This window comes from Flavobacteriales bacterium (assembly GCA_016124845.1).
Classification (GTDB): Bacteria; Bacteroidota; Bacteroidia; order UBA10329; family UBA10329; genus UBA10329.
Window position 1 is genome coordinate 19,640 of record WGMW01000059.1, and the last position, 9,557, is coordinate 29,196.

The window sequence follows — 9,557 nt, forward strand, 5'->3', positions numbered from 1 at the left end:
CCACAAAAATGACAATAAATATCCTAATGGGTCTAAAAATGTTGCGCCATTAGATAAATTGGGTCTATATTTGTCACAACAATAGCCCAAAGGGTCTATGAAATTAAAAGAGGTCTTCCATAGCTTTCAGATAAGCCTCCGTACTAGCACTCCGACCAGGAAGTGGCTGAAGGACCGGAGCATTGACCTTGATGCGGTCGAAGTGGGTCTGGACACAGGAAGACACCATCGGGACAAGGACGAAGCATATCTGAAAGAATGCCTCAAGCTCGGTCTGGTCACGCAACTGAACAACCAGCGTTATTCAAGTTTTGCCAAGAACCATATCATATTCCCTTTGAAGAATGAGCAGGGGACCATCGTCAACCTCTACGCCCAACCGCTCAAAAAAGGAAAACAAGGGAAATACCTCTATGAGAACCTCGGTTATTTCCCAGCATTTCCCAATGGAGACACAAAGCATATCATCATCACTGAGAACATTTTGGAGGCCGCGCAAGTGGCAAGTAATGCAAGGGGTCCAGAGACCGCCATCATGGCATTGGAAAATGGACTGTTTTCAGAGCATCACCAATTGGCATTGATGTACTCGGTCGAACTGACCGAGGTAAGTTTCACCCCTTACCTATCGGATGCCATCCGACAATCCATCGAAAACTTCCTTACCGAACACATCGGTATTACCACATTCAACACCTTTGAGTTTCCAGCGAACAGAGACAGCGACCCGTTCGAGGAACTCATTGAGGAAACCGAATTTTTATCATCATCCACCACACTCGACACCACTGACCCCGAACGGCTTATCTTCCAAAAAGGACCATTGACGTTCGCCATCCTCGGTGGACTTTCAGATAAACTGGATGAACTGAAGGTCACCATCCGCATCACGCATGAACAGCGGAAGGATGCAGGGTTCAGGGACAGCGTGAACCTCTACAACAGAACCAGAGTTGCTGAACTCATTACCAACGCAAGCGAAACCCTCTTCACCGAGACGGAAGAGATGCAGAAAGCCATCGAGCTTCTGACAAAGGAACTCGAGCAGCATCGGGAAGAACTGCGACAGCAGACGAAACGCATCCAAGCACTTTTTTCCAATGATCTGGACGGCAACCGAAAACAACAGGCACTCCACTATCTGAGCGACACCGAACTGTTCTTCAATCTGGAGAAGGATCTTGGGCACATCGGTATCACCGGAGAAGCGGATAATGTCCTCAGCCTCTATCTGGCCATGACCTCCAGAAAACTCAGAAGTCCGCTCAATGTGGTACTTCATGCCAAGAGCGGAGCAGGGAAAAGCATTCTCATGGAAACCGTTGCCCGATGCATTCCCACAGAGGAATACATGGAGATCACTTCCATCAGTCAGAAAAGCCTCTACCATTGGGACGAGCACAGCCTTTCAAATAAAGTCTTGCTCATTCAGGATAGATTTTCCCTCGACCCTGAAATCGAATACATCATCCGGGAACTACAGAGCAAACGGAAAGTATCGCGCGTTCTCACGGTTCGCGATAAGAACAACGCGATGGTCAGCATACTCAAAGAAGTGTACGGACCTGTCAGCGTGATAAGTGCCACGACCAAGGACAGCATCTATGAGGATAATGCCAATCGAAGCATCCAACTCTATCTCGATGAAAATGCCGAACAGGATAGAAGGATCGTTGAAAGGCAACTGCAACTGGCCGCTGGCAACATCGACCTACAGAAAGAGGAACTGACCAGAAAAAAATTGAAGGACACGCAGGGACTCATCAAACCCTATCCCATCAGAAACCCGTTCGCTCCTTTCATCAAGTTGCCCGAACAGGTGCAACAGGTCAGACGGATGGTTCCCATCTACCTCAGCCTGATCGAAGCGATAACACTCATTCATCAATACCAACGGGAAAAGAAGCTGGACAGGACAAGCAAAAAGGAATACCTCATCACCGACATCAGGGACATTGAGATAGCCAACAGGCTCATGCTCAACCTGCTTATTTCACGGAGCGACATGCTGCCGAATGCCACCCGCTCCCACTTGGAAACGCTCAAAGATTGGATGAAGCAAAACAACAGAACGGAGTTCAATCAGAGAGAACTAACCAGAGGGCTGCGGACCGCACCCAGCACCATCAAACGACATACGAAAGAACTGCTGCAGATGGGCTACCTCACTGTATCGGGAGGGGACAGGTACAAGAAAGGCTATTCCTATCGGATAGTCGATGATGGCGATTACAAGGCCATCCAGAATCAAGTTCAGAACACCTTGGAATCAAGCATGAATGAGATCAAACATCGGTTCGGTTGAGTGGTCCAGTGGTCCATCAGTGGTCCGATCGTAAAATGGACCACTCAACGTACTGACGATCAACAAGAAAAGCCCAGTGGTCCAGTGGTCCACCGAAATGAAAGAGACCCCCTGAAAAATGAAGCACCTCATACTCCATAAGAAGCACTACCGGGAAATGATCAAAGCATTCCGAAAACACCTGTATGAAAAAGGTTTTTCCACGGGAAGTCAGGATGCCATGCCCTCCAATGTGCAGGAATTCCTCTACCGGATGGAAGAACAGAGCATCTATGACATCCGATGGATCGAACCCAAGCATATCCAAAGCCATTACACCTATCTGTCCAAGCGACCCAACAACCGACATGATGGAGGTCTCTCATCCTCGATGCTCAGCCACCATATGCATGCCATCCGCATTTTCTTCGCTTGGTTGCAGAAGTTGGAGGCAATACCGATCAATCCCATATCAGGGTTGGATTTCCCACGGCCCGATAAGAACCCACGTCAGGCACTCACCATCGATGAGATAAAACAACTCTATGCAAAGGCAGAAACCCACCGGGAAAAGGCCATCCTCAGCATCTACTACGGATGTGGACTGCGAAGAACGGAAGGTCAGGATCTCAACCGGAGCGACATCGACTTCCATCGCATGGTACTCACCGTCAGGAAAGGAAAGTTCGGCAAACGCAGGGAGATACCCATGCACACCTCGGTCGCAGATCAGCTGAAAGAGTATTGGACGAACGAACGGCAAGGCTACATCAGTACCTACACACCGGATAACATGAAAGCATTCCTGTTGAACAATAACGGAAATCGCATGTCAGGGGCATCGGCAAACCGCATGCTCCAAGCCATCGCGGAAAGGACCGACATCCAAAAAGAGGTCTGTCTGCACGTGCTCAGACACTCCATTGCCACCCATCTGAAACAGAACGGAATGCCCATCGAACAGATACAGGACATTCTCGGTCATGCATCATTGGACATGACACAGAACTATATGACCGCATACCGCTACAACCGTAAAAATCAACGGACATGAAAACCATAGAAACCTACCTTGATCAACAGTTCTCTGAGGCCAGTGCCAGGCGTTATCTCCGGGCCATCGGTCTTTATATCGAACACGAAACAGAAGAAAAGGCACATCACAATCGCTACCGCGACATCTGGAATTATATCGGAGTGCTGAGGGATAGGAACTACTCTACAGGTTACGTAACAACCGAACTTGCAGGAATAAAAGCATATTACCGATACCTGATCGAAGTGGGGATCAGAACAGATAACCCCACAAGGAGCATCTACCTGAATGATGCCAAGCGAAAGAACCGACAGGTTCAGCATCAGGACATGTTCAGCGTGGCAGAACTGGAACTCCTGCTCCAAAAGGAGAACCGATACGCACTTCTAAAGAACAAGATGAAGCTCGCCATCAGCTTCTATATATATCAGGGAATGACCACAGGGGAATTGGAAAGCCTCACCATCCATGACATTGATGTGGAGGAAGGAACGGTGATCATCCGCGCATCCAAAAGGCTGAACTCTCGTATTCTCCACCTCAAGAACAATCAGCGGTTGTTTCTGGAGAACTATCTGAACCATGACCGACCAAAGCTGCTCAGAACAGAGACAGACCAACTTTTCATCACCAAGCTCGGCACAATCGAGAAAGGGGAATCATTCCACTATCTTATCGAATCTCAACGGGATATGTTCGCAGAAAGAACGCTCAATCCGAAAACGGTCAGGCAGTCGGTTATCACAAACTGGTTCAGACAGGGACTTGGGATAAAGGAGGTGCAGATCATGGCCGGACACCGTTTCCCGAGTACGACCGAAGGGTATCGTCCGACCGACCTTGGACAACTATCTGATGCGATCGGGAGGTTTCATCCGTTGGGGTGAATATTTAATCTGATTCCCCCGCAGTTTGCCACTACGTAAATAGATTACGTTTCTGAGCTGTTGGTTTGAGTTGAACTTAAACCCAACGAGGATGAATTTACTGCATTTTATTGAAGAATTTCCTACTGAGCAGAGCTGTCGCGAACACTTCCGTGCTCAGCGTGAGCATGAAGGTGTGGTCTGCAAGGGCTGCGGAGGCACGCACCATTACTGGCTCAAGGCCAAAGAGCAGTGGCAGTGCGCCACCTGTGGCTTCCGTATCACGCTCAAAAGCGGCAGCATGATGGAGGGATCCAAGGTGAGTGTACGCACCTGGTACCTGGCCATGGCCTTCATGTCGTTCAGCAAGAAGGGCATCTCAGCTGCCGAACTGCAACGGCAACTGGGGCATCCCAAGTACGATACGGTCTGGAGGCTGATGCACCGCATAAGGGAGGCCATGGGAAAGCGCGATGCCCTCTACCTGTTGGAGGGCGAGATAGAATTTGACGATGGGTACTTTGAGAAGGCAACTTCCAAGCACGTGAAGCTGAAACGCGGAAGGGGCAGCCAGAGACAGGCACAGGTGGCCGTGATGGCAGAGTCGACACCGCTGGAAGACATCGGAACAGGCGAATGCTCCAGACAGTGCCGTTACTTCAAGATGAAGGTGATGCCCGACCAAAGGAGCATCGTGTTCTCAGACAAGAGTACCAGCTATGTGGACATCGCTGAACATGTGGAGACACACATCACCGAAAGATCAGATGAAAAGACCACCCGCACCACCCTGAAGTGGGTACATATCGCCATAAGCAATGCAAAACGGACACTACTTGGAATCTACCACTGCATCAAGGGAAAGTATCTACAGAATTACCTCAACGAGTTCTGCTACAAACTCAACCGTAGGTACTTCGGTGAACGCCTATTCGACAGGCTATCCCTTGCAGTTGCTAAATGCTACTGGTAATTTGTGGGGGAATCAGAATATTTAATATTGTCTTCGGTTCCAAGAAAAATCGATGTTGCCGTAAAAAAATTACGGCATTTGTCCATCGGTTGTTACTTTCGTGCCAAACTTCAAGAAATCGTGTTAGCGAAATTCACAGTATCAAACTTCAAAGGGTTCAATTCAGATTTTGTTTTTGACCTAACCAAGGTCAATGCCTACGAGTTCAACCAAGAAAGTATAAAGAACAATGTTGTAAACAACGCCATTATATACGGGAAAAACGGTGTTGGTAAGTCCAACTTGGGACTGGCGATATTTGATATAGTTAGCCATCTTACCGAATACAACTCGTTGAGTGAATTAAAGAATGCTTCTTATCTCAACGCATATAGTGATTCAGATTATGCCAAGTTCAGGTATGAGTTTCTATTTGGCTCGGACAAGGTGCTATACGAATATGAAAAGAAGAATAGTGATACGCTTATATCTGAAAAGTTTGAAATAAACGGTGTCGAGTTAGCTGGTATTGATAGGCGTGAAGGCCCCCAAGCCAGAATAGAATTTGACGGAACGGAGACATTGAATCGCGAACTGACGAATAGCAAACTTTCCTTGCTTAAGTATATCAAAAACAACACTCAATTCGACCCAACTCAGGAGAATGAAATTTTTAAGCTGTTCTATGATTTCGTAGAAAGAATGTTGTTTTTTAGGTCCTTGAACAGCAATATGTATTTAGGATTGCAATCAGGACAAAGTAGCCTACAAGAGGATATAATAGAACGAGGAAACGTTCCAGACTTGGAAAAATTTCTGAATGAAGCGGGAATAGTATGTAAGCTCAAGGTTGAACAAGAATTAGATAAGGAGGTATTGGCGTTTGATTTTGACGGAAAGACAATCTCTTTGTTTGATGTTGCTTCAACAGGTACAAAATCCTTGGTGCTCTTTTATTATTGGTTACAAAGACTGAAAGAGACATCAAAAGTCTCCTTTTTGATTATAGACGAGTTTGATGCTTTCTATCATCATGAATTGTCTGCAATGGTTGTTGAGAGGCTCAAAGAAACGGGAATACAATTCATCCTCACTACCCACAATGTATCAATCATGACGAATGACTTGTTGAGGCCGGACTGCTACTTTCTGATGAAAAAAGATGCTATACAATCAATTGCAAGAAGCACATCGAAGGAATTGAGAGAGGCTCACAACTTGGAAAAGATGTACAAAGCAGATTCGTTTAATGTCCAATAACATCTTATTTGTATTTGAAGGGGAGAAAACGGAGAAGCAGATATCCAACAATCTGGCTGAATATTTCCTTGATGATAGAGTTGCCATTCAGTTTGCTTACTGCGGGGACATTTATCAGCTGTATAGAGAAATTGATGCTGATGAAGATTTGGACACTTTCGTTCTTCTGCAACAACGGACAGCGAACATTACCGATCTCTCGGATTTTGATAGGGATGATTTTGCTGAAATATATCTCTTCTTTGATTATGATGGACATGCAACAGGTGCTGATGATGAGAATCTAAGAAAGTTGATAGACCTGTTTGATCAGGAAACGGAGGCCGGTAAACTGCTGGTCAGTTATCCAATGGTCGAATCGATCAAGCATTTATCGAAAGATATTGAATTCAAGAACCTAAAAGTTGAGGCCAAAGATAAAGTTGGCTACAAGAAAATGGTAGGTGCAGAATGCGATAATCGATTTCAGAATCTGACCGCATGGACAAAGCACGAGTGGTTGGAAGCGATTGAAGCTCATCTTTGTAAGGCCAACTACATCGTGAATGATGATTTCGTCTCACCTACAATTCTTTTGTTACAGATGGAGATTTTTATCCATCAGCTTAAAAAGTATATTGAAGTCGATTCGACCGTGGCGGTACTTAGTGGTTTCCCATTGTTTCTACAGGGGTATTACGGTGCAGAAGGAATCAATGAAATGTTGACGGAATAAGTAATCATGCAAGTTAACGGTATCGCAAGTAATGGCGCAAGGCTCACAGAAACCAGTTGTTGTTAATTATTGGGAGAATGAATGGGAGTTCGTCTATCCTTCTTCGGTTGATAATGAAGAAACTTACAATGAGTTTTGGGCTGCGGTTGAACTTTTGGGCTACCAAGACAAGAAAGCCGAAACTGTTTTCAAAAGGCTAATTGCCAAACACCCATATTATATAGATGCATACAACCATCTAAGTATTGCATTCAGAAATCAGAAGAAGTTCTTCGAAAGCTCATTAACGGCAGAGAAGTCCTATGATCTTGGGAAAGACTGCTTCCCTCAAGAGTTTGATTTTGACAATCATAGATTGATATGGCAGAGCTTGGATAATCGACCATTCTTAAGAGCCTGTCACAATTACGGTCTTGAGTGCCAACACCAAAAGAACTACGACACAGCAATACGTGTTTACAACGAGCTGTTGCGTTTGAACGGGGATGATCATCAAGGAATCAGGTATTTGCTATTGGAAGTATTCTTTGCCAAAGAAGATTTTCACGAGGCAGAATCGCTTTTGAAAAAATACCCCGATGATTATTCAATTGAGTTCACATTCGGAACTGTTGTTTTGAATGTCCTTCAAGGGAATAGTAAACAAGCAGATGAAAAGCTGAGCCGCGCAATCAAGACCAACAAGCACTTTATCAATGAAGTGATAAAGACAAAGCATGTTCAACCGCCTCCACATCGAATCCCAGGAGAACCGTATTTTGATACGGGTATTCCAATGGGTTCAGTTCAACAGGCCTATGAACATTGGGAAAGAAATAAAACACTTTACTCAAAGAAGGAGGTTGTTGCCTATTTCAAAAGCAGAAAATAGTGACCCTCTGATTTATGGCTGTTAGTGCATTAAATCAACTGTTCACTTTGGAAAATGTAATTTCATTGCGTTGATTGTTGGCCTTTCGTTATATCAGCCTAAGGGATTTTCTCAAATCTGTACGACCGCGTACAGATACTCATTCAACGGTAAAGAGCATGATGACGAGATTAAAGGAAATGGTAATTCAATTGACTTTGGAGCAAGAATATACGACCCACGTTTAGGAAGATGGCTTGCAACAGACACAAGAGAAAGGGAATATCCTGCTTTCACACCTTATGGATTTGCATTAAACACGCCAATCGGAGCAATTGATCCTGACGGTGAAGTTGTTGTCTTTATAAATGGAAATCATTATGGAGATGGCGGACGTGCCGCATATTGGCGACAATACCGCAAGGAATTAGTGTGGGATAGAAAGCCAAGTCAATGGATGGACCCAGGGGAAAGTCACTATGAAAATGTCGAGACGTACGCCTTTGATAAGGAAGTAATGCGTCAATTCAATGACTTTAAGGCGATTTATCGTGATGGTGCTACAGGTGGATATGCTCCTTTAAATGGAATGAGTGCTGCAAAAAGACATCAAGCAGGATATGATGCTGCAATGAATGATGCCAAGCCTTTACTTGATAATTTAGATGATGGGGAGACTATTAAAATTGTTTCGCATAGTATGGGTGGCGCTTATGCAAAAGGTTATGTCGAAGGATTACAGCAATACATGAAAGACAATGATATTACAGATGTAAAAATTGAAATTGAAGTTGATTTTGCGCCCTATCAACCCGATTCAGACCATAATGACGCAGTTCCGGGAGTTCCTACATATCAAGCTTCACACAGCAACGATATGGTCGCAGGAAATAATAAAATGCAAGGCGCGGAAAGTGTTGATACAAATGGAGATAGTGAGCAAGGACATTCAATATTTAACTTTAAAGGCACAGTAAAGAAATTAGGCAATTTATTGAATAAAGCACGTGAGAAGTAGCAACAATGAAACTACTATTTTACATAGCGATTTTTAATATAGCTGGTGTAGTGCTATCTATACTCTATGGAATTTATGGGGGTTCAGGTGGAGAAACAACAACAGGAGTTTTCTTAGGAATTGCATTCGTTGGAATTTTAACTGTAATCATGTGCTTTGCTCTTCTCTTTTTTCAATTCGATTTGTTTAAGTCAAAATGGTATTGGTTTTTAATTTTAATCGTTATTGGAATAGTTGAAGCAAGCATTGTCGATTGGAAAACAATTTTGGGATTAAATTAGAATCCAAAGCCCAAGTTCACCGCTTGGGCTTCTTTTTTACTCAAAACCTTCTTCCTGCCCCTTCGAGCCAAGAAAGTTATCAACAATAGCCAAAATCGCTGCTATCTCTTTCCCTGCCTGCTTTTCCGCCCGTTTTCCTTCCTTTTCCCCCTTTGCCCCATTCTGCTTGCATTCAGGCGGATTTTAAGGGCTGAATAAAACCCCAAAACCAAACCAAAAAAAGCCCCCAAAAAAGAAGCAAAATAAAGCCGAGAGCAACAGAAAAACCGAACCACTAAACACCAAACCGAGAAAG

9 protein-coding genes are annotated in these 9,557 nt (G+C 44.5%); all 9 read left to right on the plus strand.

Annotated features, from left to right (window positions below):
* Positions 1-97 precede the first annotated feature (97 nt).
* The 9 genes from GC178_18230 to GC178_18270 all read left to right on the plus strand — a co-directional run bounded on the left by GC178_18230 (position 98) and on the right by GC178_18270 (position 9,262).
* On the plus strand, positions 98-2,305 hold the full coding sequence (locus GC178_18230; protein MBI1289510.1) for a hypothetical protein: 2,208 nt from the start codon (positions 98-100) through the stop codon (positions 2,303-2,305).
* A gap of 118 nt (positions 2,306-2,423) precedes the next feature.
* The gene (locus GC178_18235; GenBank protein ID MBI1289511.1) at positions 2,424-3,338 is read left to right on the plus strand and encodes a tyrosine-type recombinase/integrase; all 915 of its coding nucleotides are present in this window, start codon (positions 2,424-2,426) and stop codon (positions 3,336-3,338) included.
* The gene (locus tag GC178_18240; protein MBI1289512.1) at positions 3,335-4,207 is read left to right on the plus strand and encodes a tyrosine-type recombinase/integrase; all 873 of its coding nucleotides are present in this window, start codon (positions 3,335-3,337) and stop codon (positions 4,205-4,207) included. The genes GC178_18235 and GC178_18240 overlap by 4 nt, the downstream gene beginning before the upstream one ends.
* Before the next feature lie 91 nt (positions 4,208-4,298).
* Positions 4,299-5,159, plus strand: a complete 861-nt coding sequence (locus GC178_18245) for an IS1595 family transposase (protein MBI1289513.1) — start codon at positions 4,299-4,301, stop codon at positions 5,157-5,159.
* A 120-nt stretch (positions 5,160-5,279) separates the two neighbouring features.
* Entirely contained in the window at positions 5,280-6,398 is a 1,119-nt protein-coding gene (locus GC178_18250; protein MBI1289514.1) for an AAA family ATPase, read from the plus strand.
* A complete protein-coding gene (locus tag GC178_18255) occupies positions 6,388-7,113 on the plus strand; it encodes a hypothetical protein (GenBank protein MBI1289515.1) in 726 nt (241 codons plus the stop codon). The genes GC178_18250 and GC178_18255 overlap by 11 nt, the downstream gene beginning before the upstream one ends.
* A 31-nt stretch (positions 7,114-7,144) precedes the next feature.
* Positions 7,145-7,984, plus strand: a complete 840-nt coding sequence (locus tag GC178_18260; GenBank protein MBI1289516.1) for a hypothetical protein — start codon at positions 7,145-7,147, stop codon at positions 7,982-7,984.
* 28 nt (positions 7,985-8,012) lie between these two features.
* Positions 8,013-8,981 (plus strand): hypothetical protein, encoded by a 969-nt coding sequence (locus GC178_18265; GenBank protein MBI1289517.1) that lies wholly within the window; start codon positions 8,013-8,015, stop codon positions 8,979-8,981.
* Positions 8,982-8,986: 5 nt separating this feature from the next.
* Positions 8,987-9,262 carry a hypothetical protein gene (locus GC178_18270; GenBank protein MBI1289518.1) on the plus strand — a complete coding sequence of 92 codons (276 nt, stop codon included), beginning with the start codon at positions 8,987-8,989 and terminating at the stop codon, positions 9,260-9,262.
* Positions 9,263-9,557: the final 295 nt, after the last annotated feature.

What these genes read in the sequence shown, in the direction of transcription:
- GC178_18230 (MBI1289510.1), top strand. Translation starts at nt 98, where the DNA reads ATGAAATTAAAAGAGGTCTTCCATAGCTTTCAGATAAGCCTCCGTACT.
- GC178_18235 (MBI1289511.1), top strand. Translation starts at nt 2,424, where the DNA reads ATGAAGCACCTCATACTCCATAAGAAGCACTACCGGGAAATGATCAAA.
- GC178_18240 (MBI1289512.1), top strand. Translation starts at nt 3,335, where the DNA reads ATGAAAACCATAGAAACCTACCTTGATCAACAGTTCTCTGAGGCCAGT.
- GC178_18245 (MBI1289513.1), top strand. Translation starts at nt 4,299, where the DNA reads ATGAATTTACTGCATTTTATTGAAGAATTTCCTACTGAGCAGAGCTGT.
- GC178_18255 (MBI1289515.1), top strand. Translation starts at nt 6,388, where the DNA reads ATGTCCAATAACATCTTATTTGTATTTGAAGGGGAGAAAACGGAGAAG.
- GC178_18260 (MBI1289516.1), top strand. Translation starts at nt 7,145, where the DNA reads ATGGCGCAAGGCTCACAGAAACCAGTTGTTGTTAATTATTGGGAGAAT.
- GC178_18270 (MBI1289518.1), top strand. Translation starts at nt 8,987, where the DNA reads ATGAAACTACTATTTTACATAGCGATTTTTAATATAGCTGGTGTAGTG.